The organism is Campylobacter concisus, from assembly GCF_015679985.1.
Lineage (GTDB): Bacteria > Campylobacterota > Campylobacteria > Campylobacterales > Campylobacteraceae > Campylobacter_A > Campylobacter_A concisus_AC.
Genome location: NZ_CP049239.1, coordinates 98,450 through 124,473 on the forward strand (window position 1 = coordinate 98,450; position 26,024 = coordinate 124,473).

A 26,024-nucleotide genomic window follows, 5' to 3' on the forward strand; every position below is an offset into this window, starting at 1 on the left:
TTTAAAGGAATTTTGATGTCAAATAGGGTTTTTATCATAGCCGAGGCTGGAGTAAATCACAATGGTGATATAAATTTAGCCAAAAAATTGATCGACGTAGCAGTAAAGGCTGGCGCTGATGCGGTAAAATTTCAAACCTTTAAAGCTCAAAATCTTGTTTCAAAAAACGCACAAAAAGCTAACTATCAAAAACAAACTACCAATAAAAATGAGAGTCAGTTTGATATGATAAAAAAGCTCGAGCTAAATGAAAATATGCATAAGGAGCTCATAGCCTACTGCAAAGAAGAAAATATCACATTTCTCTCAACTCCTTTTGATAGCGACAGTATAAAGCTTCTTCACGAGCTTGAGATTGGCACATTTAAGATACCGAGTGGCGAGATAACAAATTTACCTTATCTTAGGCAGATAGGTGGGCTTAATAAAAAGATCATTCTTTCAACTGGCATGGCAAATTTAGGCGAGGTGGAAGCCGCGATAGAAGTACTTATAAAAAGCGGCACGAAACGTGAAAATATAAGCCTTCTTCATGCAAATACGCAGTATCCAACGCCGATGGAGGATGTAAATTTAAAGGCGATGATAACTCTAAAAAATGCCTTTGGGCTTGAGGTCGGATATAGTGATCATACGCTTGGCATTGAAGTCGATATCGCAGCGGTTGCCATGGGTGCAAAGATCATAGAAAAGCACTTTACGCTTGATAAGAGCATGCCCGGACCTGATCACAAGGCTAGCCTTGAGCCAGATGAGCTAGTGGCGATGATTAAAGCCATTAGAAATATCGAGCTAGCACTTGGAGATGGGCTTAAGCATTTTAGTAAAAGTGAGAGCGAAAATATAAAAATAGCTAGAAAATCGATCGTGGCAAAGTGTGATATAAAAAAAGGTGAAATTTTTAGCGAACAAAATATCTGTGTAAAACGCCCAGGAGATGGCATAAATCCTATGAGGTGGGATGAAGTGATCGGACAAATTTCACAAAAAGACTATAAACAAGATGATTTGATATGAGAAAAATTTGCGTAGTAACTGGCACTAGAGCTGAATATGGCCTGCTTTACTGGCTTTTAAAAGAGATCAAGGTAGATGGTGAGCTTCAGCTTCAACTTATTGTCACCGGCATGCACCTAAGTCCTGAATTTGGGCTCACATACAAAGAGATTGAAAAAGAATTTAATATAGATAAAAAGGTTGAAATTCTTTTGTCATCGGATACATCTATAGGAATTTCAAAATCAATGGGGCTAGCTCAGATATCTTTTAGTGAAGCTTATGAAGAGCTTAATCCAGATATTGTTGTTGTGCTTGGTGATAGATATGAAATGTTTAGTGCAACCAGTGCTGCAATGATAGCTAGAATTCCAATCGCTCATATACACGGCGGAGAAGCAACCGAGGGATTAATAGACGAAGCAATAAGGCATAGTATTACGAAAATGAGCCATTTGCATTTTACTGCAACCAATGAATATAAAAATAGGGTAATCCAGCTTGGTGAGCATCCAGATAGAGTTTATAATGTAGGTGGCATGGGAGTAGAAAATGTAAAAAGACTAAAACTCCTAAATAAAAAAGAGTTTGAAGAGTCAATAAATTTTAAGTTAAATAAAAAAAATATATTAGTTACTTTTCATCCTGTTACTTTGGAAGATGATACTGCGGAAGAGCAATTTCAAGCGTTATTAAATGCTATAGATGAGCTAGAAAATACAAATATTATATTTACGAAGGCAAATAGTGACACAGATGGAAGAATTATAAATTTAATGATTGACAGATATGTATCTAATAACCAAGATAAATCAGTTTGTTTCACTTCTCTTGGACAATTAAGATACTTGAGTGCTCTTCAGTATGTAGATGCAGTGGTTGGAAATAGCTCTAGCGGGCTTGTGGAAGCTCCTAGCTTTAAGATAGCTACCGTAAATATCGGAGATAGACAAAAGGGACGCATAAAGGCGTCTAGCGTAATTGACTGCAAGCCCGATAAAAATTCTATTTTAGAAGCTTTTAATAAGGTATATTCTTGCGAATTTCAATATGTTTTAAAAAGTGTAGTAAATCCGTATGGCAATGGGTGTGCTAGTAAAAAAATAATAGAAGTTATAAAAAAAGTGGATTTAACAAATATTTTGAAGAAATCATTTTATGATTTAAAGGTTGATTTATGAAAATTTTATTTATAGGTACTGTCGAGTTTTCATATAAAGTCTTAAAAAAGCTTATCGAACTAAACGCGGAAATAGTTGGAATTTGCACCAAAAAAAAATCTGATTTTAACTCTGATTTTGCGGATTTAACTCCACTTTGCAAGAAGGCAGGTATTCCGTTTAAATATATAGATGATATAAATTCTAATGAAAATATTGCTTGGATAAGAAGTTTAAGTCCGGATATTATATTTTGCTTTGGCTGGTCAAATTTAATAAAAAAGGATTTACTCGGTTTACCAAAAATGGGAGTTGTTGGATATCATCCAGCTTTGCTGCCAAAAAATAGAGGTAGACACCCGCTTATTTGGGCTTTGGCTCTTGGACTTAATGACAGTGGCTCTACATTCTTTTTCATGACAGAAGGTGCAGATGATGGGGATATATTGTCTCAAGAAAAGATCGAAATTTTATACGAAGATGATGCAAAAAGCCTATATAATAAAGTTTCAAATGTTGCACTAAAGCAAATAGAAACCTTTTTGCCAAAGCTACAAAACAATAGTTTTAAAACAATCAAACAAAATAATGATTTGGCTAATGTATGGAGAAAAAGAGGTAAGGTAGATGGAAAAATTGACTTTAGAATGACATCTAGGGCGATATATAATCTTGTTCGGGCGTTAACAAAACCTTACGTTGGAGCTCATGTGGAATATAATGGGCAAGATATATCTATATGGAAGGTAGAGGAAGTGGAATTTGACCAAAATAATATTGAATTTGGTAAAGTTCTAGAGAATGATGGCAAGAGTATTGTAGTAAAAACATACGATAAGGCAATCAAAATTATAGACCATGATTTTAAAGAACTACCTAAAGTCGGAAAATATATATGAAAAACAAAATTCTTGTAGTGGCTGTTCATCCAGACGACGAGACATTGGGTTGTGGTGGTACGCTACTTAAACACAAACATAATGGAGATAAAATTTATTGGCTTATTTGTACAAAAATAGACGAGGGTAGCGATTATTATACTACTAGGGAAAATGAGATAAAACGAGCTTCAGACGTTTATAAATTTGATGGTGTTTTTAGTTTGGGGCTTAAGACAATGCGAGTAGATGAGTATAGTATGGGCGAGCTTATAGGCAAGGTCTCAAAGGTAATAAACGAGGTAAAGCCAAACATCATATACCTTCCATTTAGAGGTGACGTGCATAGCGACCATAGGAAAATTTTTGAAGCGAGCTATAGTTGTACAAAGGCATTTAGATATCCATTTATCAAAAAGATATATATGATGGAGACATTAAGTGAAACTGAATTTGCGCCTAGCACAAAAGAAGATTCTTTTATACCGAATTCATTTGTTGATATAAGTGAATATTTTGAAAAAAAAATAGAAATTATGAAAATTTTTAAGAGCGAAGTTGCTGAGCATCCATTTCCAAGAAGTGAAAAGAATATAAGAGCTTTAGCTGTCTTAAGGGGGGCAACTTGTGGGTGTGAATATGCTGAAAGTTTTATGCTTTTAAAGGAAATTTTATGAAAAACATAGAAAGTATAAAGCTAAAACAAAATGCCACTATAAAGGAAGCCTTGGGGATTATAGATAGCGGAGCTATGCAGATAGCTTTAGTTGTTGATGATAATGATAAGCTTCTTGGAACACTGACTGACGGCGATATAAGAAGAGGTATATTAAGAGGGCTAGACCTTGACAGCTCTATAGAGACGATCATTTATAAAGAGCCAGCTGTTGCAAAAATTTCTAACACAAAAGAAGAAATTTTAAAGATAGCATTATCCAAAAAACTTCACCAGATACCAATAGTAGATGATAACGGAATAGTATTAGACTTAAAAGAGATAGAAGAGCTTGTTGAGCCAAAGATTAAGACAAATAGAGTGATTTTGATGGTGGGAGGGCTTGGTACTAGACTTAGACCACTTACGCAAGATACTCCAAAACCAATGTTAAAGGTCGGAAACAAGCCGATACTTCAAACGATAGTTGAGAAATTTGCAGAGTATGGCTTTGTAAACATCACGATGTGTGTAAATTTTAATGCAGGCATCATCAAGGACTATTTTGGTGACGGCAAAGAATTTGGAGTAAACATCGACTACATTTTGGAGCAAAAAAGAATGGGTACAGCAGGTGCATTAAGCCTACTTAAAGAGCGACCAAACGAACCATTTTTTGTAATGAACGGTGATCTTCTTACAAATGTAAATTTCGAGCATATTTTTAACTACCACACGCTAAATAAAGCGACGGCTACAATGTGTGTAAGAGAGTATGACTACGAAGTGCCTTATGGCGTTGTAAAAATGAATGACAACAAGATAGTAGAGATCTCAGAAAAACCGGTGCAGAAATTTTTCGTAAGTGCTGGGATATATATGCTTTCACCTGAAATTTTAGATCTAATACCAAAAAATGAGTTTTATGATATGCCTACGCTGTTTGAAAAGCTAATAAAATTAAGTAAAAATATTATATCATTTCCGATCAGAGAATATTGGCTTGATATCGGACGTATTGAAGAATACCAAAGAGCAAATGAAGAATATAAAGAAGTTTTTTAATGTATAAAAACAATAGTTTTTTAGCGATTATACCGGCAAGAGGAGGTAGCAAGGGGCTACCTGGAAAAAACATTAAAGAATTATGTGGAAAACCACTTGTCGCATGGAGTATAGAGGCTGGGCTCAAAAGTAAATACATCGATGAGGTAATGGTTAGCACTGACGATGAGAAAATTGCAGAAATTTCAAAAAAGTATGATGCAAATGTTCCTTTTTTAAGACCAAGCGAGTTGGCAAGCGATACTGCTACAACTTTTGACACCGTAAAACATACTATAGATTATTATAAAAATGAATTAAAAAAAGAGTTTGACTATATTGTTTTATTAGAGCCCACATCGCCTTTGAGAGAAAATGATGATGTAGATACAATGATAGAAAAAATAGTAGATAATCAAGAAAAATTTGACTCAATATCTAGCATAGGGGAAGTGCATGAGCATCCATCTATCATGAAGAAAATTTTAAATAATGGTTATATAGTGCCATTTTGTAAAGAGCTCAAATTTACTACAAGGCGACAGGATAATGAAAAGGCATATTTTCCTTATGGAGTTGCTTATATAGTTAAAATAAAAAATTTTCTAGAAGAAAAAACATTTTATACGCAAAGAAATACTTTTTATGAGATAAAGCGATATCAATGTTACGAAATAGATGATCTATATGATTTTTTGGCAATCGAAAATATAATGAAATACGAATGGAGATTGAAATGAATTTTCTAGTAATCGGTCTGGGTTCAATGGGTAAAAGAAGAATTAGAAATTTAATCGCGCTTGGTTATAAAGATGGTATTGCTGGTTTTGAGCCAAGAGAGGATAGAAGGAGTGAGGTAGAAAGAAAATATAATATTAAAACTTTTGATAGCCTTGAAAAAGCGATGGGTGAATTTATTCCAGATGTATTCATAATATCTACTCCTCCAAATATGCATATGTATTATGCATATTTGGCTGAAAAAAACAATATCAACTGTTTTGTAGAGGCTTCTGTTGTTGAGGCTGAAAAAATTTTAGAATTATCAAAGAGAATAAAAGATAAAAAAATTTTGATAGCACCATCTTGCACAATGAAATATTATCCTATTTCTATAAAGATAAAAGAACTGATTAATAAAAAAGCAATAGGCAAAATCCTTAATTATAACTATCAAACTGGTCAGTATTTGCCAGATTGGCACCCTTGGGAAAAAATAGAAGACTTTTATGTTTCAAATCCTGATACTGGTGGCTGTAGGGAAATAGTTCCATTTGAGTTAACATGGTTAAATGATATTTTCGGTGACTCTAGACCACTGGCGTGCGTGAGAAAAAAAATAACAGATATTAATGCTAATATAGATGATATATATCATTGTATTTTAGAACATTCAAATAATGTATTGGGAAATTTAACTATAGAAGTAATATCAAAACCTAGAGCTACTAGGGAAATGAGAATATTGGGTTCAGAAGGTGAAATAGTTTATAGTGCAGATAATAATGAACTCAGATACATAAATACTAATATGAATGATTGGAATAGGATAAAATTTGGCACAGGAACAGTAGAAAGTGGATATATTAATCCGGAGGAGCCATATATTAATGAGTTAAAAGATTATATAAATAGTATAAAAGAGGTCAACAACGGAGAGGTGCCGACATACCCAAATAGACTAGAGGATGATTACAGGGTATTGCAGAACTTATATAAGCTAGAAGAAATAAGCGAGGGAAGACATGACTTATCAAGATAGATTATTAAAAGCAATACCGGGCGGTGCCCATACTTACAGTAGAGGATTTGACCAGTATCCAGCCAATGCCCCACAAATTTTAAAAAGAGGGAAAGGCGCATATGTATATGATGAAAATGGTAGAGAATTCTTAGACTATGGAATGGCGCTTAGGGCTGTAAATTTAGGCTACGCAAATGAAGAAATAAACAAAGCAGCGATCGAGCAAATAGAATTTGGAAACAATCTAACTAAGCCTAGCATGATAGAGCTAGAGGCTGCTGAATTATTAATAGATATGATAGATAGTGTTGACATGGTTAAATTTACTAAAAATGGCTCAACCGCAACAACAGCAGCTATCAAACTTAGTAGAGCATATACTGGAAGGGAGCTGGTTGCAAGATGTGCAGAACACCCATTTTTTAGCTATGATGACTGGTTTATTGGCTCTACTCAACTCACCAAAGGTATACCTCAAAAGGATACTGAGGGCACAAAGATGTTTGGTTACAACAACATTGAGAGCTTAGAGAGGCTTTTTGATGAATTTCCTAATCAAATAGCTTGTGTGATTTTAGAGCCGGCTACAACAGAGCACCCAAAAGATAATTTTTTACATAAAGTAAGAGATCTGTGCCGTAGAAATGGAGCAGTATTTATACTTGATGAGATGATAACTGGCTTTAGATGGCATCTAAAAGGGGCTCAATATTATTACGACATTAAGCCTGATTTATGTACTTTTGGAAAGGCAATGGCAAACGGATTTTCAGTTGCAGCTATAGCTGGAAAAAGAGAGATAATGCAGCTTGGCAGTATAGAATTTGAAGGAAAAGAAAGAGTTTTTTTACTATCAACAACACATGGTGCAGAGATGAGTGGCTTAGGCGCATTTGTTGCGGCTATGAAATTTATGAAAGAGAATAATGTGGTTGAGTATATTTGGAGTTATGGTACAAAACTAATCTCAATGATAAATGAGCTTGCAAAAAAATATGAAATTGAAAGAAATTTCGTAGTAGGTGGGATAGAGTGTAGTCCGTACTATTTGACTTTTGATAAAAATGGTCAAAATTCTTTGGGGCTAAGGACTCTTTTTTCTCAAGAAATGATTAAAAATGGTGTGCTTATTCCTTGGGTGGCGCTTTCTTATGCCCATGGAGAAAATGAACTTGAAAAGACGAAAATTGCACTAGAAAAAACTTTTGAGGTCTATAAAAAAGCAGTTGATGAGGGCTATGAAAAATATTTAGTAGGTAACCCTATCAAGCCAGTGTTTAGAAGATTTAATTAAGGAAAAATAAAATGATTTTGGAAAATGAAACAATACAGTTAAGACCATACATTTTAGAAAAAGATAACTCGATTCTAAGGAGGCAATATTTAGAGTGGATACAGGATTACAATAATATAGAATATATTAATTCAATATCACTGCTAATGAATGATAATTTGGATTTTATAGAAAGTAGTTTTAGTAGATTTACGGCAAAAAACTCCCAAGGATTTTTTATTTGTCATAAAAGTAGTAAAAAATTTATTGGCACAGTAAAGCTAGATAAAATTGATTTTTTTAGGCAATCTGGTGAATTTGGCATAATGATTGGCGAGCAGAACTTTAAACGTCAAAATATAGGGACATTTTCAATGGAATTAATTTTGGACTATTCTTTTAGAATCCTTGGTCTACATAGGGTATGGGGTGGCTGCGCTGCAAATAATATTGGTATGCAAAAACTTTTTAAGAAATTTAATTTTAAAGAAGAGGGTAAACAAAGAGAGAGCATTTATATTAATGGAATTTATCAAGATGGTGTTTTGTATGGACTTTTAAATAAAGAATACAAGGAGAAATATAATGAAAAGATGTAGTTGCTGTGGATTTCCATTGGGTTCGAGACCTGGCTTAAAAGATAATGGAGCTACCTGTTTTGCTTGTTTGAATATTTCAATCAAAAATAGTATAGATTTTAAGGAAAGGCAAAAATGGCTAACTGAATATATAGCTAAAAATAAAAACCCAAATAGTAAATATGATTGTATAATAGGGGTATCTGGTGGCAAAGATTCTCATATGATAGTCAAGAGATTAATTCAAAATCACGGTGTTACAAATCCTTTACTTATTACTTTACTAGATGAATTTACACAAACACAAGCTGGAATGAGTAATATAAAAAACATTTCAGAGTATTTTGATTTAGATCATATATTGTTTAGATATAAACCAAAAACAGCGAAAAAAGAAATGTATGATTGTTTTGTTAATGAACTAAATCCGTTAAAGAAACATGATGAAAGAATGGTTGGATTTGATGGAATTGTCACAAATTTTGCTAAGTTATATAATATAAATTTAGTATTTTATGGAGAAAACAGTGAATTTGAGTATGGTAATAGCACAGAACTTAACATTTTTCATCCTATGAGTAATGATGATATAAAATATATATATTTGGGTGCAATATATCCTTACTCGATTATGGATTCATTGAATGAAGCAAAGGAAGTTGGCTTTAAAGACCTAGATGACTTCGAGGAATGGGATCGACAGGGTACAATTGAAAACTATACCCAATTAGATAGTGTTGGATATATTGCACATCAATGGTGTAAATTTGTAAAATTTGGGGCTCAAAGATGTGCAGATATAGCATCTAGATTGGCAAGGGAGGGTAAAATATCAAGAGAACAGGCAATTTTATATATTAACGAAAGGGACCATGTTTTAGATCCCAAGGCAAAGAGGGACTTATGCAAAACTATTGGAATTAGCGAAGAGTTTTTTAATAAAATTGTTGACAAACACGCTAATTTGGATGTAGTAGAAAAGGACATAAATGGTATTTACAAAAGAAAGCCATAAAAATAATTTTGCAGAATAGATAATAGATGAGAGTAAGGTATAACAATTTTAATCAGTTTAGAAAAATAAGAGTGGATTTTCACATACAGTCTATATAAAATTGTATAACAGAGTTATGGCAAGTGATTTAAAAGAGAGTTATTATAAGGGGATTATTTATTTTGCTTAAAAATAAAGTTGTAGTTATAACTGGTGGAGCTGGACTTATTGGTAAAGAATTTATAAAAGCTATTCTTGAAAACAATGGCATAGCTATTATCGCGGATATAAATGAAAAAATAGGACAAGAGGCAAAAGAGGCACTATCTAAAGAGCTAAATTCAAAAAATATAGACTTTGTAAAGCTTGACATCACGTCTAAAGACTCTTTGGATACTTGCATAAAATATTTGCATGATAAGTATAAAAGGATAGATGCACTAGTAAATAATGCATACCCTCGGAATAAGCACTATGGAAGGCACTTTTTTGATGTTGAGTATAGTGACTTTATAGAAAATTTGGGACTAAATTTGGGCGGTTATTTTGCCGCATCTCAGCAGTTTGCAAGATATTTTAAAGAGCAAGGATATGGAAATATCATAAATATATGCTCGATCTATGGCGTGGTTGCTCCAAAATTTGAAATATATAACAACACAACAATGACTATGCCGGTTGAATATGCTGCCATAAAATCAGGACTTATACACCTTACTAAATATATGGCAAAGTATTTTAAAGGGATGAATATAAAGGTAAATGCGCTAAGTCCTGGCGGTATATTTGATAACCAGCCAGAGCCGTTTTTGGAAAAATATAAAGATCAGTGTCTGAACAAGGGCATGTTAAACAATAGTGACTTAAAAGGCACCTTGGTGTATCTGCTGAGCGATATGAGTAGATATGTAAATGGTCAAAATATTGTAGTTGATGATGGGTTTAGTTTATGAAGATACTTAAATATGTTAAACATATATTAAGCTTATCTAAAAGGGGAACATTTTTAGATTATATTATTTATTATTTAAAGGCCATTCCGAAAGTTAAACGACTTAAAAAAATTGACTTCTCGAATATAACTATATATTTTAAGGAAAACTCTAACTCTGTAAAATCAGATAGAAATGTCTTACTAGAATTTTTTTCTGATTATCCAGTAATGGTTCATAATATCTGCAATAGAAATTTACTTTTAGAAAATATAAAAAATACAAATAGTATTGCTTTACTCCAGCACAATTCTGATATTAAAATGAAATACTTAGCAAGAGTATATGGCATAAATAAATTTACATCTGTGTATACATATAAAAATATTTTATATAGATATATGTCATTGATATTCCTAATTAAAAATTTTAAATTCTTTAAATATAAAAAAACATATGGCTGGAGCATAGTTTGTGAAGGGATTGAAATAGGTGACCTAATTTATGATCAGTTTTTAAGATTTTCAAGTTTACCTACTTATAGAAAAATTGATTTAAGGTTCTTATTATATATATTTAATTCTATAATATTATTTTATAGATACAAAGATATATTGGTAGAAAATAAAATTACTGATATTATTTTATCTCATGATGTGTATGCTGATTATGGGATATTTTTTAGAGTAGCTTGCTTAGTTAATCCAGATATAAAATTTTATAATGGTGATACAGTAAATCTTGGTTATTTGACTGTACAAAATGCCACAAAAGGTCATATTAAAAAGCCAAGGGTTCTTTATAAAAATGATACGGTAGCAATATTTTCTAAATTTTCTAAAGAAGCATTATTAAAAGAATATGAGAATATTATGCTACTTAGAACTAGCGGGAAAAATCATAAAGATATTGATAATGCAAATGTATACTTGAGTACAGATATAAATAGCATTGAGGAATTAAAATCCAAATATGCAGTTCATCAAGAAGGTAAAAACTTTTTTGTATATTCGCATGCTTTTGTTGATGCCGTTAGATATTTTGAAACTCTTTATTCGGATTATTACACTTGGTTATATGAGACTTTGATTTTATTGTCAAAAAAAACTTTAAAGCATAATTTTTACGTAAAAGCCCATCCTTCTGAACATTTTTATAAATGTGATGTGACCGTGAAAAGTGTTGTTGATGAAATAAATTCTAAATATGGAGCTAAGTTTATTTACCTAGATAAAAAAATCAATAACAATACTGTATTTAAACAGGCAGACGCTTGTTTCACTTGTGCTGGATCGATCGCTTTTGAAGCACCTTGCTTTGGTGTGCCAGTATTTACCACATCAAATTTTATGAAAGAAGTAAAAACCACTATAAATTCTATGAACATAGACGAATACAAGAGAAATTTGGAAACTGTAGATAATCTACAAAGGCTTAGTGATGATGTAATAGAAAGAGCAAGATTATATTTTATTTTGTTTGATAAATATTTCCTGATAGATCTGGAAAATCCAATTAATGATGTTTTTGGGGATTCATATAAGCAGTATGAGTTTATAAATAGTAGTATTTTAAATAGTCCTAAAGTAGCAGAACAAGTATTATTCAGAGCATTTAAGTATACTGTGGCAAATAATTTTTTGTATACCTATAGAAATGAAGTTTAAATAAGCAAAAAGGAGAAGATGGTGGTTAGAAAGATAATAGGGAAGCTTATTCCTACACGAGTTAAAAAGCAATTGAATAATTTCAAAATATTGGCTTATGGTTATTCTCAATATGGTACTATAAAAAAATGGGATTGTGTCGATGCTTGTGGCAATAAAATACCTTGGTATACGTATCCTGCTATAGAATTCTTAAATACTTTTGATTTTTCTGAAAAATCTGTTTTTGAATTTGGAAGTGGTAATTCATCAACGTATTGGGCTAAAAAGGCTAAGGATGTTATTTCTGTTGAACATGATAAAGAATGGTTTGAAAAAGTAAATTCTAGTCTCAGCAATAATCAAACTTTGCTACTCAGAGAAGATAGTGAGGATTATGAAAAATCTATATTGGATTTTAATAAAAAATTTGATGTAGTTATAATAGATGGTATCAGAAGACTTCAATGCTCAAATTTAATTAAAAATTGTTTAAATTATCAATCAGATGGGGGAGGTATTGTGATATTAGATAACTCTGATTGGTTTAGAGAGACATCAAAATATTTAAGAGAAAAACTAGACCTTATAGAGATAGATTTTCATGGCTTTGGTCCAATAAATGATTATACTTGGACGACTTCTGTATTTATAACAAGAAATTTTTAGATTCAAACCAATTGATAACATACAGCCTATTTTTTCTGTATCAGCTATCAAATATGGTGGAGAATAAATATTGCTACAACAAATACTTAAAAAATTTTACCTAAAACATTAAAAGAAAAATTATTGAGTTTGGAAATAATAATTTAGATGGATATGCAACAAAATCATATTTCCAAGAGAGTGAAGATATAATTTTGGAAAGATTATTCGTAGAACAAAATTTGGTTTTATGTAGATGTGGGTACTCATCATCCCAAGCGTTCTTCAAATATATTATTTTTATAAAAAGGATGGAGGGGTATTAATATAGTATAATTGCTTTTGATAAATTTCGTCCAAGAGATATGAATATAGAAAGGCCAATATCTGATAAAAAACAAATTTTAACCTATTACGCCTTTAATGAACCTGCTTTAAATACTTTTTCAAAGGAGTTAGCAGTAGAGTATGAGAAAGAAAAATATTTTATAAAATTTACAAAAGATATTGGAACTACAACACTTGAGGATATTCTTAAAAGAAATTTACAAAAACCAGGATATAGATTTTTTATCGGTAGACGTTGAAAGACTGGATCTTATGGTTTTAAGATCAAATAACTTTGAAAAATACAAACCAAAAATAGTTTTGATAGAAATTCTAGGAAATAGTTTTAGTGAAATCGAGAATAATAAAATAGCTGATCATTTAGATCAACAAGACCATTCTATCTTTGCAAAGGCTGTTAACACTGTATTTTTGATAAATAGTAGTTTTAAAAAAGATAGATTTTTGTAATCTTATGATTTAATATCTGTATTGGTTTATAAAATAATTATGTGAGGGATCTGTAAAAATATATGTGTGGAATATTAGGAACGATACCATCTTCAAATGAAACTGAATTTAAAAGTGCCTTAAATAGATTAGAGCATAGAGGTCCCGATGGTTTTGGGATAGAAACAATTGAAAATAGCATTACATTGGGACATAGGAGACTTGCTATTGTGGATTTGTCAAACGGTGCTCATCAGCCAATGTATGATAAAACAAAAAGATATTGTGTAATTTTTAATGGTGAGATATATAATTTTTTGGAAATTAAAAAAGAGCTAGAAACAAAAGGACATACATTTTGTTCATCATCGGATACAGAAGTTTTGCTTTATTCTTATATAGAGTGGGGTGAAGAGTGTGTCTTAAAATTTAATGGAATGTGGGCTTTTGCTATATGGGATAATCAAAAAAAAGAGCTTTTTTTATCCAGAGATAGATTTGGTAAAAAACCACTTTTTTATGCCTCAACTGATGGTAAATTTATATTTGCCTCAGAAATGAAGGCCATCTATCCATTTTTAAAAGAAATAAGACCATCACAAGATTTTCACTGGATGAAAGATAATATTTTTTCATATGAAGCAACTGAAAAATGTTTGATAGATGGAATTAAAAGATTTCCATTTGGACATAATGGAATTTATAAAAATGGGAATTTAAAAATAAAAAGATACTGGAATACGCTTGATAATATTGTGGAGCCGCCAAAAACATATGATGCTCAAGTAGAGCGATTTAGGGAATTATTTTTAGACGCTTGTAAGATTAGGATGAGAGCAGATGTACCTATAGGAACAGCCCTTAGTGGAGGGCTTGATAGCAGTGCAACTATTTCAGCCATGGCTCATCTATCAAAATCTCATATTGATTATGGCAAGAATGACTGGCAACATGCTTTTGTTGCATCTTTTCCAGGTACTCCACTTGATGAATCGCATTTTGCAAAAATGGTTGTTGATCATATAGGAATTGAAGCTACTTATATAAACATTGAGCCTCTTAAGTATTGGGATAATCTAGAAAAATATTTTTATATGTTTGAGGATTTATATATAACTAGCCCGATACCAATGATGGCTACATATGGAGCTGTAAAAAAACATGAAACGACAGTGACATTAGATGGGCATGGGGCAGATGAGCTTTTTAGTGGCTATGGGCATTTAGTTGAAGCCTTATGGAATAGTAAATTTTCGATAAAAAATAGTATTGACATACTTAATACCTATCAAGAGACATTGGGTAATGGGGCACAGTTTGATAGGAATAGTAATTTTAATATATATGTTAAATTTATGATAAAGAAAATAGCAAAAATAATTTTTGGAAAAGAAATTAGGTCAAAAGATGCCAACCATAAAAATTTTAAAAAACTTGATAGCTTTTCTCAGCAACTATATATAATTTTTCATGAAACAATATTGCCAACCTTGCTTAGGAATTATGATAGGTATTCTATGACAAATAGCGTAGAGATAAGGATGCCTTTTATGGATCATAGGATCGTCTCTTTTGTAACCTCTTTGCCGTATTCTAGTAAATTTGGAAATGGCTATACAAAAAAGCTCATAAGAGATGCCATGGATCCTTATATGCCAAAAGAGATAACATGGAGAAAGTCTAAGATTGGATTTAACTCTCCAATAGTTGATTGGATGCAGGGTGATTTAAAGGAATGGTTTTTGGATACGGTTCACGAAAAAGGCTTTATGGAATCTAGCTTGATAGACAATCCATCTGATCTTCAAAGTCAAATTTTGAGTATCGTAAATAAAAATACAAATAGCTATGTGTTGGCTGAAAATTCTTGGAAGAATTTAACGCCATATATTTGGGAAAAAGCAATTAAAAAATTTGGAGCCGGCAATAATGCAACAAAGTGATATAAAATCGTATAATTTAGCACCAATAGTGCTATTTGTCTATAATAGATTAGATCATACAAAGCAGACCATAGAGGCTTTGCAAAAAAATGAAATTTCAAACAAGAGTGATCTTTTTATATATTCTGATGCGGCTAAAAACGAAGGGTCAAAACAAAAAGTAGCAGAGGTAAGAGAATATATAAAAAGTATAAATGGATTTAAAAATATTACAATCATTGAAAGAGAAAAAAACTATGGTCTTGCAAATAGTATCATAGACGGTGTTGCAAAAATTGTAAATGAATATGGCAAAATAATTGTTCTCGAAGATGACTTAATAACAAGTCCAAATTTTTTAAAATTTATGAACGAGGCGTTAGAAATTTATAAAGATGAGAGCAAAGTATATAGTGTTACGGGATATTCTTTTACTGATAATATATCGGATATCGAAAGTAGCTATTTTTTGAAACTTACTAGCTCTTGGAGCTGGGGTACTTGGGCGGATAGATGGCAACAATTTAAACGAGATAAAAAGGATTTGGAGCAAATTATCAGTAGCTCTATACAAGAAAAAAGTCTTTTTAACTTCGATGATTCTTATGATTGTATTAGCATGTCTAAGATGCAGATAGATGGTAAAATAGATTCGTGGGCGATTTATTGGTATCTATATGTATTTAAACAAAAAGGACTTACATTATATCCTGCTAAGAAGTTGGTGAAAAATATTGGGTTTGATGGAAGTGGAACTCATTGCTCTTTCTTAGAACATGAGTACGAACTAGTAAATTTTTATCCTAGTTTTACAAAAGATATTATTGAAAAGACAATAAATAGAAATATAGTGTCTAGTATATTAAGAGAAAAAAATAAAATAAGCATAAAAAGAAAAATAATAAATAAACTAAAAAAACAACTATCTCAAAAACAAAAACAGATTTTATTAATACTATTTTCGAAGGCACAATTGCTCTTTCATAAAAAAGATATAGGCAAAAATACATATATTGATAAAACGGTTAATGTATTTGGATGGGAGAGTGTTAGTATCGGTTCAAATACCCTCATAGGAGAGTGGTCGTGGCTAAATGTAAATGGACGAATTAAGAATTTTAAACATATTAAAATAGGCGATTATTGTTATTTAGGACGGAGAAATCTTTTAAGCTCAAGTAAGGAGCTTATTATTAGTGATTATGTAATGACTAGTAATGACTGTAAATTTCTTGGAAGTAATCATATATACAAGGATCCAATGGAGCCATATATAGCAACCGGAACAACAAATGACGATACATTAAAAATAGGGGCGAATGTTTGGATCGGTGCTGGCGTGATAGTCCTTGGAGCAGTTAGTGTAGGACATGGCTCTATCATAGGTGCCGGAAGTATTGTTACAAAAGATATTCCGCCATTTAGTATTGCCGTTGGTAATCCTTGTAGAGTAATAAAAAGATTCGATTTTAAAACAAACCAATGGAGAAGAGTAGAAAATTTTGATATAAATTTAGAGAAACTTATGCCAAGCGAAGAAGAATATTTGAAAATAATACGAAAGAATAAGCCAAATATTAATATGCCTATAATGGCGGCTACTTCTAGATATGGGGATTTGATTTGAATTGTAAAATATGTAATGGCCCTACTAAGAAATTTGATAGAGGTTTTATCTTAAATAAATATCATATTGACTACTTTCAATGTGAGAAGTGTGGTTTTGTGCAAACAGAGAGCCCATACTGGCTTAAAGAGTCTTATAGTGATGCTATTAGTGTATCTGACACTGGAGTTATGTCGAGAAATATTATTTTTTCCAAACTAGCTACTATTATGATGTCTTTGTGTGTAAATACAAAACGTGATTTTTTGGATTATGGTGGAGGATATGGCATTTTTACAAGGATGATGCGCGATAATGGCTTTAATTTTTATTGGTATGATAAGTATGCTACAAATTTAGTTGCCAGAGGATTTGAAGGCAGCATATCTGAGAAAAAGTATGAAGCTATAACTTCTTTTGAAAATTTTGAGCATTTTGAAAATCCGATAGAAGAAATAGAAAAAATATTTAGCTTAACAGATTTTGTACTCTTCTCAACAGAACTAATAACGGTACCTGCACCATCCACTAATAACTGGTGGTATTATTGTCTTGAACATGGACAACATATATCTATATTTTCGAATAAAACATTAGAGTATATAGCTAAAAAGTATGGTTATAATCTTATAAGCAATGGAAGAAATTTACATATATTTTCTAAAAAAAAGTTAAATAACAGGATATTTTTCCTGGAGAAAATCATTAGAAAGTTAAAGCTTGAAAATTTTTTTAAGAAAAAGCCAAAAACAGATAGCGATATGAATATGATGATTGAAAAGATGAAAATGGTATGAAAAAAATATTAATTACTGGAGCCAAGGGTTTTTTAGGTTCAAGCATAGCACATCATTTTAAAGCTCTAGGGTATCAAACATATGGTATAGGGCACGGCGGACTGTCTATAGAAGAATCAAAAGAGATCGGGCTTGACTATTGGAAAAAGGATGATGTGTCGATAAAGTCAATTTTGGAATTCGAACAAGTTTTTGATGTTATAGTGCATTGTGGCGGTAGTGGCTCTGTTGGTTTTTCTGTTAAATGTCCATACGAAGATTTTAAAAAAACAGTAAATGGTACACTTGAAGTTTTAGAATATATGAGGGTATATAACAATAATTCCCATCTTATCTACCCATCAAGTCCAGCGGTACAAGGCGAATGTGAGGATAAGCCGATCGTAGAAGAGTATTTTGGAAGACCAGTTTCTCCTTATGGGTATCATAAAAAAATAGCTGAGGACCTGTGTCAGAGTTATAGCGAAAAATTTGATTTAAATATTTCCATAGTAAGACTCTTTTCAGTATACGGAAATGGTCTTAAGAAGCAGTTACTTTGGGATGCTTGCCAAAAAATATTAGATAGTAGTAACGAAGCTGTCTTTTGGGGTACGGGGAAAGAGACAAGGGATTTTATACACATAAGCGATGTTTTGCGTTTAGTTGATATGTTGTTAAAAAAAGATGAGAAATTTTATATCATAAACGGCGGAACTGGTGTAAAGCATACCATAAAAGATGTAGTAGAAATGATAAGGAATCTAGTAAATCCAAATATCAATATAAAATTTAATAATCAAGTAAATGTAGGAAATCCAATATACTACTGGGCGGATACACACAAATTAGAGAAAAATGGCTTTAAGGCGGATAAAAATTTAAAACAAGAGATAATAAACTATGTAGAGTGGATAAAGGGACTAGATGATTAAAGTTGGATTTATAGGTAGTGTGTCAAAAGAATGGATGGGTGGATTAAACTATTTTAAAAACTTGCTTTTTGCTATAAATTCTGTAGAAAAAAAAGAGCTTGAAGTATTTGTTTTTGTTGGTAAAAAAATAGATATAGAAACAAAAAGAATGTTTCAAGAATATGCAACTGTAATAGAAGATAGCGTATTTGACAGAAAAAGTATAAAATGGTTTCTTAGTAAAATAGAACAAAAAATATTTAAAACAAATATTTTGCTCGAAAATATCCTTAAAAAACATAATATACAAATACTTTCTCATGCAGCTACAACAAATTTAAAAAATGTAAAAACTATAAATTGGATACCTGATTTTCAACATATTCATTTACCTCAAATGTTTTCTGAAAAAGAGATACAAAATAGGAATAATAATTTTTTAAAGTTAATAAGAGATAGTGATCTAATTGTTCTTAGTAGTTTTGATGCATTAAAAGATATGAAAAAATTTGCACCCAATTATAAAGATAAGGCAAGAGTTTTGCAATTTGTTTCGCAACCAAATAGTAGATATTTTGAACTAGATGAACATGATAAAAGTTTGTTATTGCAAAGGTATGAAATAAAAGATGATTTTTTCTATATACCAAATCAGTTTTGGAAACATAAAAATCACATGATGATATTTGAGGCCATTAGTGAATTAAAAAAAGATGGCATTGAGATTAATATTGTTTGTACTGGGTATCTAGGTGATTATAGAGATAAAACATATATTGATGATGCAAGGGAATTTATAAAATCAAATAATCTTGAAGACAATATAAAACTTTTGGGACTCGTGGATTATGAAGATGTTTTTGTATTGATTAAATTCTCAAAAGCAGTAATAAATCCATCTTTATTTGAAGGTTGGAGCTCTACAGTTGAAGAGTGTAAAAGTGTAGGAAAAAATATGATCTTATCTAACCTGGATGTGCATAAAGAACAATATCCAAATGCAGTTTTTTTTAAAAGGGATAGTATTGAATCTTTAAAAGAAGTACTAAAATTTTATAAGATAGAAAATAAGAGTAGTGTAGAACCATTAGAAGCAAGGACAAAAAAGTTTGCAAATATTTACTCTTCAATTTGTAGAGAAGCTTTAACTTACTAGGGCGTAACAATGAATAAAGATATCTACTATAAAAATTATGAAGAAAGACCCACAAGACTTAGCGTAATTACCGCAACTTATAATGCTGATAAATTCTTGCCTAGATTGATAAAAAGTTTACAAGAGCAAGTCGATAAAGATTTTGAGTGGATCGTTTCTGATGGAGCGTCTAGTGATAAGACTCTAGAAATTTTAAAAAGTACTGGTGGGATAAATATAAAAGTTATTTCTGGCGAAGACTTTGGAATTTATGATGCTTTAAATAGAGCCATAAAAGCTTGTAATGGAGAATTTTACCTTGTTATCGGTGCTGATGATGAGCTTTATCCAAATGCTATTCAAGATTATAAGAAAGCTATAGAAGTTGGTGCAGATATAATAACAGCTTGTATCGATACCAATAATGGCAAAATCGAGCCAAATAGTGGTCCAAAATGGCTTAAAGGACAATTTTGCTATATATCAGGGCATGCTGTAGGCTCAATATATCGCACAAGTCTTCATCAAAAGTTTGGATACTATTCTAGAAAATTTCCAATAGCGGCAGATCAGCTATTTGTATTGACTACTGCAAATTATGGGGCAAAGATAAAAACCCTAAAAAGTGTTGTTGGTAAATTTTCAAATGATGGAGTTAGCAGTGTTGATATATTAGGAACTCTTTGTGAATTTTATAGAATTCAAATAATCATGGGTGAAAATAAATTTTTACAAACCGTCTTATTTATTTTAAGACTTATTAAAAATTTTAGAAAATTATAAAGATATATAAATGAAAGACTATGATGTTTCTATAATAGTTCCTATTTATAATGTGGAGAAATATATAGAAAAGTGTGCAACTACGCTTTTAGAGCAAGACTATAACAATATAGAGTATATTTTTGTAAATGATTGCACTCCAGATAGTTCTATGAAAATTTTGAAGGACATTATTGAAAGATACCCAAATAGAAAAAGCCATGTAAAAATTATTAATAAAATAAAAAATGAAGGCTTACCGCAAGCTAGAAAAAGTGGGTTGAAAATATCAAGTGGCAAATACATTTTACATGTAGATAGTGACGACTGGGTCGATAAAGATATGGTAAGTTCTTTAATGAGTGAAGCTAGAAAAAGTTATGCAGACATAGTTTGTTTTGACTATATTAAAGAATTTAATAAAAAAAGCGTTGTAAAAAGTTTTTTTTATACAAAAAATCATCTAAAGTCTAATTTTAACTTCGTAAAAGCTATTTTATCTCATGAAATTTCTGTTTCTATGTGCGATAAATTGGTTAAAAGAGAGTTTTATGAAAATGTTGAATTTCCACATTTTTCGCACTGTGAAGATAGTTTTGTAAATTTACAGCTTGTTTATTGGGCAAAAAAAATTACTCACATTGCAAAACCATTTTATCACTATAGAACAAATCCTAATTCGCTTTCTAGTAGTTTTTCAAATAATAAAAAAGCTCTTGATGATTTTGCTGATTTTAGCAGAGCTGTAAAGAATTTTTTGATACAAAAAGATCTTTTTGATGAATATTTTAAATTTCATATTCCTACTATTTTAAAATTTACTTTGGATTATTCTGAAAGTGATTTTAAAAAACAAATAAATGCTATATGCCCAGAAGCAAATAATATAAAATACGTTTTTCAAATCAATAGAAATATAATCTATAAAATTTTATATAGCACTGTTTTTATAGGATTTCCTCAAATTTTTATTTTTGCAAAAAAAGTATTTATTAGGCTTAGAAATTTTTAGATTCGTATGATTGGAGTTGCTATGAAAATTTTTATAATCGGTAATGTCTCGTCTATGATGATAAATTTCAGAGAAGAGTTTATAAAACTACTTGTATCAAAAGGGCATGATGTCTACTGTTTAGTTAGTGACTACAATGAAAAAAGTAGAAAAAAAATAATCTCATTGGGTGCAAAACCGCTTGACCACACTTTAAATGCAAAAGGGCTAAATCCATTTAAAGATCTCATTGCTACATATGATTTGGTTAAACTATTTAGGCAGTATAGGCCAGATGCGGTTTTTTCTTTTTTTGTTAAGCCAGTTATTTTTGCAACTATAGCCGCAAAAATAGCAAGAGTGCCACGAATAGTAGGCATGATAGAAGGGCTTGGCGGAGCTTTTACAGTCCATAAAAATGGGCAAACAAAAAAGGCGAAAATCATCAAAACTATACAAGTTCTTTTGTATAAAATTTCACTACCATCTCTTGACGAGCTTATATTTTTAAATAATGACGACAAAAAGGACTTGATTGATAGATACAATATAAAAGCAAAGTCCATAAATATATTAGGTGGTATAGGTGTTGATCTTGATAAATTCTCATATACTAAAGCACCTATTGAACCTATAAATTTTATTTTTATAGCAAGACTTCTTGCAGAAAAGGGAATATTTGAGTATTTAGAAGCAGCTAAAATCGTAAAAGAAAAATATAAAGATGTAAAGTTTTATATATTTGGTAGTTTTGATGAGCACAATCCGTTTGGATTAACGAAAGAAGAGCTAAAACCTTATCTTGATAGTGGCGTAGTTATATATCCTGGTTTTGTAAATGATATAAAAGAACGGATAGCGGATAGCTCCATTTTTGTCTTGCCTTCATATAGAGAAGGTGTGCCAAGAAGTACACAGGAAGCCATGGCGATAGGAAGGGCAGTAATAACCACAAATAGTGTAGGATGTAAAGAAACTGTTGAAGATGGTGTAAATGGATTTTTGCTGCCGCTATTTGATAGTAAAATTTTGGCACAAAAGATGATTTATTTTATACAAAATCCAGAAATGATAGTCCAAATGGGTATAGAAAGCAGAAAAATAGCTGAAGTAAAATTTAATATAAATGAAAAGAATGAAAGACTTGCAAAGATTATTATTGTGAAATAGCACATTGCTATTTTTAAATTTTTTACTTTTTTAATTTATAGTATTAAAGACTTTAATTTAAAAATTTAGGCTTATCTTTAGCGGGCTTATCATGATTTAAATAATAAAACCAAGACAAGCTCACTAGTTTTCTAGGCTAGACTTCTACTCCGTTAGTCCACTAACTGATTTTGTATTATTCTTATCAGCCTTTTGTTTTAAAAATTCCTATTCATCTTTTGTAGGTTTATACTCACCTTTGAAGAATTTTTAGCATCAATCTTTTACTCTAGATATTCTCTTTGTAAATTTTTATATGTTAGCTTCCAGTATTCAAGATAATTTCCAAAGCTAGCACCATGTCCTACATCATAGTGCTAGCTTACACATTTTAGCTCTTTATCGCTATCAAGGAGTTTTTATGGCGATGTGTGAGTTGCCGATATTGACCGGGTAGTTTTCATCTTTACCAATAACTGCAAAGCAAGTGTTAGTTAATTCTAAATTTATCCATTACATTTACTGCTTATAAATAAATTTAATTACTAAAAAATTAAGCTAAATAAAATAGAAAATAAAATATAATCCCAAATCTTTGGTCCCGTAGCTCAGTTGGTAGAGCACTACCTTGACATGGTAGTGGTCGATGGTTCGAGTCCATTCGGGGCCACCACTTCTAATAAAATATCCTAAATAAAAGATTTAAAAATTAATTATTAGTAAATTTTCTAAAGATGCGGTAAAGACTTATTTCAAATAATCTTTCACATCATACTCTTTGCCAGCATCGTGATCTTTTAAAAGCTTTGCCACGATAGGGCTTAAAATGATGATGGCAATTAAATTTGGTACGACCATCAAGCCATTAAACATATCAGCCAAGCTCCAAACGAAATTTACCTTTTGCAAGCTTCCCAAAAAGACAAAAACGACTACCAAAATTTGAAACGCCCTGACTGCCTTTGCGCCAAAAAGGTAGCGCACATTGATCTCAGCAAAGTAGTACCATCCAAGTATGGTCGTAAATGCGAAGAAAAATAGGCAGATCGCTACAAAGCTATAACCGCTAGTTTTGCCAAATATGTGCGACGAAAAGGCCTCTTGCACCAAGGTGATACCTGTAAAGACTGCCTTGCCGTTTTCAAAGCTGATGACATTTGCGGTAAGTACTACAAAAACCGTGATATTTAAAACTATAAAAGTATCTACAAATACGCTCATTATGCCAAGCACTGCTTGATCGACCGGGTGTTTGACATTAGCCGCAGCGTGTGCGTGCGGAGTTGAGCCCATACCAGCCTCATTGCTAAAAAGCCCTCTTGCTATGCCGTATCTCATCGCAGCTGCTATGCTAGCTCCAGTAGCTCCACCCCACGCAGCCGAAGGATCAAATGCTGCTTTATAGATAAGCAAAATTGCATCTGGGATTTCGTGAAAATTTAAAGCGATAATGATTAGTCCAACACCTACATAAAGTAAAGCCATCAAAGGCACGATCTTTTCAGCCACTCTTGCGATCGCCTTTACGCCACCTATAAAGATGACCGCACAGACAATTGCTAAAAAAGCTCCAGTTATCCACTGAGGTATGCCAAAGGCACCTTTAAAGCCGTCTGAGATCGAGTTTGCTTGCACCATATTTCCGATAAAGCCAAGTGCGATAATGATGGCGATAGCGAAAAATCCAGCTAAAATTTTTGCCCATTTTCCCTTTAATCCACGACTTATATAAAATGCTGGACCGCCTATCGTGTGACCGCTGTCATCTTTCGTGCGGTAAATTTGAGCTAGGCAAATTTCAGCAAAATTTGTAGCCATGCCTAAAAACGCAGCGCACCACATCCAAAAAATCGCTCCAGGACCACCCATGATAAGTGCTGTTGTCGCACCTACTAGATTGCCAGTGCCAACTTGCGCGGCGATTGCGGTTGCAACTGCTTGAAATTGGCTCATGCCGGCCTTGCCAGCAGCTTCGCCGTGAAGCGAGAAATTCCCAAAAAGCTCTTTTAAGCCCATTTTAAACTTAAAAATTTGAACAAACCCAAGCCTAATAGTAAAAAATAGTCCAGTGCCGCAAAGTAGGGTAATAAGGAAGTATGGTCCCCAAAGAAATGAATTTATACTTTCAACACAATTATTTAAAATTTCAGCAAAATTTGTAGGCATTTTCTTGACTTTCATTGGTGTAGTTTAGAGAGCGAGTATATTTAAAAAAATATAAAATTAGAATAAATAAGAAAAATTTTTTAGCTTGGCTTAAAATTTCGTGCTAGTTTTCGGCTTACTCGCGGAGAACTTGCTTTTACTAGCAAGATTTTACGACCAATATTTTTACGCTCTAAGGCGTTTTTTGATTAATAATTTCTAAATTTATTCCGCAAAGACGGCTTATGAGGACTAAAATTATTTCTTGATTTTTGGATTTTAAAATTAGATTTTTACGTTTTTTAGAAGGCTTTTACAAACAATTCGCTGTTTTTCCTGCGTGGGCATAGCTTGGCAAAACGTATTTGGCTATTGATTTTGTTGAAAATTTTATCAAAGGCGTTTAAAAGGCTTTGACGCTAAAATGCTTAGCCACCTTTGTCAGAATTTGCCTGCCTTTTCTTAACTGGGTTAAATTTACCGCTTTGCGCCGATTTTTTATAAAATTAGGCAAACTAGCAAAATACCTTGCAGACTACCAGTAAGTTTTCTTTCTGGTTTAAGTTTAATGGTAAAATTTTCAGCCTTACCGCGTAATTTTAACGCTATTCTATAGGCTTAAACTGCGTAAAATCCACACCGGTCGCGTCAAGAACCGCACGCGAATAAAAGTAAAAACTATAAAACAAATCATCATCGTAAAAGTGCTCTTCCCAAAGCTCCTCGTCGTTTTCATCGCTTTGCGGCCACAGGTATTTTTCGGCTAGCATATCAGCAAAGCTACCCAGTGGTGTAGTATGATTAATTTTATCGGCATCGCTACAAACCATAAGCATAAACGCGAAAAATTCACCCAGACGGGACACGATAAGCTCTGCCACCTCGTCTTTATCGCCGTTATCAGCGACCAACTTCGCCCGCATAAAAATTCTCGCCAAAAATACAAGTGCAAAAGGCGTAGCGTGCCAAAAAGTACTTTGATGCTCTATTTCTTTAAAAATTTTATCAAGCACGTCACAAGCAGCTTTGGCGTTAAATTTTGCTTCATTGTTATTTGCTGGATTTGCCGTATTTTGTCCGCTATTTGACTTGCTGGTAGTCAAACTTTGCGTCAAATCTTTCTTGCCGATCGCTGCCGAAAGCTGTTTAAAAATTTCTGGAAATCTGCTTGCTCTGCCATAAGTCGTCGTTAATCTACTCCAAGGCACGTCTTCTATCTTTAAATTTGTGATGTATGCTAAATTTTGCCCATTCATCTACATACCTTTAAAATTTACTCTTATGCTTGCCATAAATAAA

Annotated in this window: 25 protein-coding genes and 1 tRNA gene; 24 read left to right on the forward strand and 2 right to left on the reverse strand. The window is 32.0% G+C overall.

Going from position 1 to position 26,024, the window contains the following annotated elements:
• Positions 1 to 15 precede the first annotated feature (15 nt).
• From neuB to G5B98_RS00560, 24 genes are all read left to right on the forward strand, one after another.
• Positions 16 to 1,017 carry an N-acetylneuraminate synthase gene (gene neuB, locus G5B98_RS00445; RefSeq protein WP_196086837.1) on the forward strand — a complete coding sequence of 334 codons (1,002 nt, stop codon included), beginning with the start codon at positions 16 to 18 and terminating at the stop codon, positions 1,015 to 1,017.
• The gene (gene neuC, locus G5B98_RS00450; protein ID WP_196086838.1) at positions 1,014 to 2,177 is read left to right on the forward strand and encodes a UDP-N-acetylglucosamine 2-epimerase; all 1,164 of its coding nucleotides are present in this window, start codon (positions 1,014 to 1,016) and stop codon (positions 2,175 to 2,177) included. Before neuB ends, neuC begins: the two co-directional genes overlap by 4 nt.
• A complete protein-coding gene (locus G5B98_RS00455; protein WP_196086839.1) occupies positions 2,174 to 3,055 on the forward strand; it encodes a formyltransferase family protein in 882 nt (293 codons plus the stop codon). Before neuC ends, G5B98_RS00455 begins: the two co-directional genes overlap by 4 nt.
• A complete protein-coding gene (locus G5B98_RS00460) occupies positions 3,052 to 3,711 on the forward strand; it encodes a PIG-L deacetylase family protein (protein ID WP_196086840.1) in 660 nt (219 codons plus the stop codon). The genes G5B98_RS00455 and G5B98_RS00460 overlap by 4 nt, the downstream gene beginning before the upstream one ends.
• Entirely contained in the window at positions 3,708 to 4,754 is a 1,047-nt protein-coding gene (locus tag G5B98_RS00465; protein WP_196086841.1) for a nucleotidyltransferase family protein, read from the forward strand. The genes G5B98_RS00460 and G5B98_RS00465 overlap by 4 nt, the downstream gene beginning before the upstream one ends.
• On the forward strand, positions 4,754 to 5,473 hold the full coding sequence (locus G5B98_RS09310) for a cytidylyltransferase domain-containing protein (protein WP_196086842.1): 720 nt from the start codon (positions 4,754 to 4,756) through the stop codon (positions 5,471 to 5,473). Before G5B98_RS00465 ends, G5B98_RS09310 begins: the two co-directional genes overlap by 1 nt.
• Positions 5,470 to 6,495 (forward strand): Gfo/Idh/MocA family protein, encoded by a 1,026-nt coding sequence (locus G5B98_RS09315; RefSeq protein WP_196086843.1) that lies wholly within the window; start codon positions 5,470 to 5,472, stop codon positions 6,493 to 6,495. The genes G5B98_RS09310 and G5B98_RS09315 overlap by 4 nt, the downstream gene beginning before the upstream one ends.
• Entirely contained in the window at positions 6,479 to 7,771 is a 1,293-nt protein-coding gene (locus G5B98_RS00480; protein ID WP_196086844.1) for a glutamate-1-semialdehyde 2,1-aminomutase, read from the forward strand. Before G5B98_RS09315 ends, G5B98_RS00480 begins: the two co-directional genes overlap by 17 nt.
• An 11-nt stretch (positions 7,772 to 7,782) precedes the next feature.
• The gene (locus tag G5B98_RS00485; protein ID WP_196086845.1) at positions 7,783 to 8,349 is read left to right on the forward strand and encodes a GNAT family N-acetyltransferase; all 567 of its coding nucleotides are present in this window, start codon (positions 7,783 to 7,785) and stop codon (positions 8,347 to 8,349) included.
• Positions 8,336 to 9,343, forward strand: coding sequence for a flagellin modification protein PseA (locus G5B98_RS00490; RefSeq protein ID WP_232524594.1), 1,008 nt, complete (start codon positions 8,336 to 8,338; stop codon positions 9,341 to 9,343). The genes G5B98_RS00485 and G5B98_RS00490 overlap by 14 nt, the downstream gene beginning before the upstream one ends.
• A gap of 161 nt (positions 9,344 to 9,504) precedes the next feature.
• Entirely contained in the window at positions 9,505 to 10,275 is a 771-nt protein-coding gene (locus tag G5B98_RS00495; protein WP_084109758.1) for an oxidoreductase, read from the forward strand.
• Positions 10,272 to 11,921 (forward strand): hypothetical protein, encoded by a 1,650-nt coding sequence (locus G5B98_RS00500; RefSeq protein ID WP_196086846.1) that lies wholly within the window; start codon positions 10,272 to 10,274, stop codon positions 11,919 to 11,921. The genes G5B98_RS00495 and G5B98_RS00500 overlap by 4 nt, the downstream gene beginning before the upstream one ends.
• Positions 11,922 to 11,942: 21 nt before the next feature.
• Positions 11,943 to 12,569, forward strand: coding sequence for a hypothetical protein (locus G5B98_RS00505; protein WP_198425254.1), 627 nt, complete (start codon positions 11,943 to 11,945; stop codon positions 12,567 to 12,569).
• A gap of 344 nt (positions 12,570 to 12,913) precedes the next feature.
• A complete protein-coding gene (locus G5B98_RS00510) occupies positions 12,914 to 13,135 on the forward strand; it encodes a hypothetical protein (RefSeq protein ID WP_196086847.1) in 222 nt (73 codons plus the stop codon).
• Complete coding sequence (locus tag G5B98_RS00515) at positions 13,071 to 13,346, forward strand: FkbM family methyltransferase (protein WP_196086848.1); 276 nt, start codon at positions 13,071 to 13,073, stop codon at positions 13,344 to 13,346. The genes G5B98_RS00510 and G5B98_RS00515 overlap by 65 nt, the downstream gene beginning before the upstream one ends.
• 62 nt (positions 13,347 to 13,408) lie before the next feature.
• On the forward strand, positions 13,409 to 15,268 hold the full coding sequence (gene asnB, locus G5B98_RS00520) for an asparagine synthase (glutamine-hydrolyzing) (protein ID WP_196086849.1): 1,860 nt from the start codon (positions 13,409 to 13,411) through the stop codon (positions 15,266 to 15,268).
• Positions 15,255 to 16,874, forward strand: coding sequence for a glycosyltransferase (locus G5B98_RS09565; RefSeq protein WP_196088175.1), 1,620 nt, complete (start codon positions 15,255 to 15,257; stop codon positions 16,872 to 16,874). The genes asnB and G5B98_RS09565 overlap by 14 nt, the downstream gene beginning before the upstream one ends.
• Entirely contained in the window at positions 16,871 to 17,650 is a 780-nt protein-coding gene (locus G5B98_RS00530) for a class I SAM-dependent methyltransferase (protein ID WP_196086851.1), read from the forward strand. Before G5B98_RS09565 ends, G5B98_RS00530 begins: the two co-directional genes overlap by 4 nt.
• Positions 17,647 to 18,564 (forward strand): NAD-dependent epimerase/dehydratase family protein, encoded by a 918-nt coding sequence (locus G5B98_RS00535; RefSeq protein WP_196086852.1) that lies wholly within the window; start codon positions 17,647 to 17,649, stop codon positions 18,562 to 18,564. Before G5B98_RS00530 ends, G5B98_RS00535 begins: the two co-directional genes overlap by 4 nt.
• On the forward strand, positions 18,557 to 19,699 hold the full coding sequence (locus G5B98_RS00540; protein ID WP_196086853.1) for a glycosyltransferase family 4 protein: 1,143 nt from the start codon (positions 18,557 to 18,559) through the stop codon (positions 19,697 to 19,699). The genes G5B98_RS00535 and G5B98_RS00540 overlap by 8 nt, the downstream gene beginning before the upstream one ends.
• A 9-nt stretch (positions 19,700 to 19,708) precedes the next feature.
• Complete coding sequence (locus G5B98_RS00545; protein WP_196086854.1) at positions 19,709 to 20,461, forward strand: glycosyltransferase; 753 nt, start codon at positions 19,709 to 19,711, stop codon at positions 20,459 to 20,461.
• Positions 20,462 to 20,471: 10 nt separating this feature from the next.
• On the forward strand, positions 20,472 to 21,452 hold the full coding sequence (locus tag G5B98_RS00550) for a glycosyltransferase family 2 protein (RefSeq protein WP_196086855.1): 981 nt from the start codon (positions 20,472 to 20,474) through the stop codon (positions 21,450 to 21,452).
• A 21-nt stretch (positions 21,453 to 21,473) separates the two neighbouring features.
• Positions 21,474 to 22,601 carry a glycosyltransferase family 4 protein gene (locus G5B98_RS00555; RefSeq protein WP_196086856.1) on the forward strand — a complete coding sequence of 376 codons (1,128 nt, stop codon included), beginning with the start codon at positions 21,474 to 21,476 and terminating at the stop codon, positions 22,599 to 22,601.
• A gap of 576 nt (positions 22,602 to 23,177) precedes the next feature.
• Positions 23,178 to 23,253: transfer RNA gene (locus G5B98_RS00560), tRNA-Val, on the forward strand.
• A gap of 74 nt (positions 23,254 to 23,327) precedes the next feature.
• Here the strand turns inward: G5B98_RS00560 and G5B98_RS00565 are convergent.
• Both G5B98_RS00565 and G5B98_RS00570 read right to left on the reverse strand, forming a co-directional pair.
• On the reverse strand, positions 23,328 to 24,746 hold the full coding sequence (locus G5B98_RS00565) for an alanine/glycine:cation symporter family protein (RefSeq protein ID WP_196087330.1): 1,419 nt from the start codon (positions 24,744 to 24,746) through the stop codon (positions 23,328 to 23,330).
• A gap of 584 nt (positions 24,747 to 25,330) precedes the next feature.
• Positions 25,331 to 25,981 (reverse strand): ATP-dependent DNA helicase RuvA, encoded by a 651-nt coding sequence (locus G5B98_RS00570; RefSeq protein ID WP_103568687.1) that lies wholly within the window; start codon positions 25,979 to 25,981, stop codon positions 25,331 to 25,333.
• Positions 25,982 to 26,024: the final 43 nt, after the last annotated feature.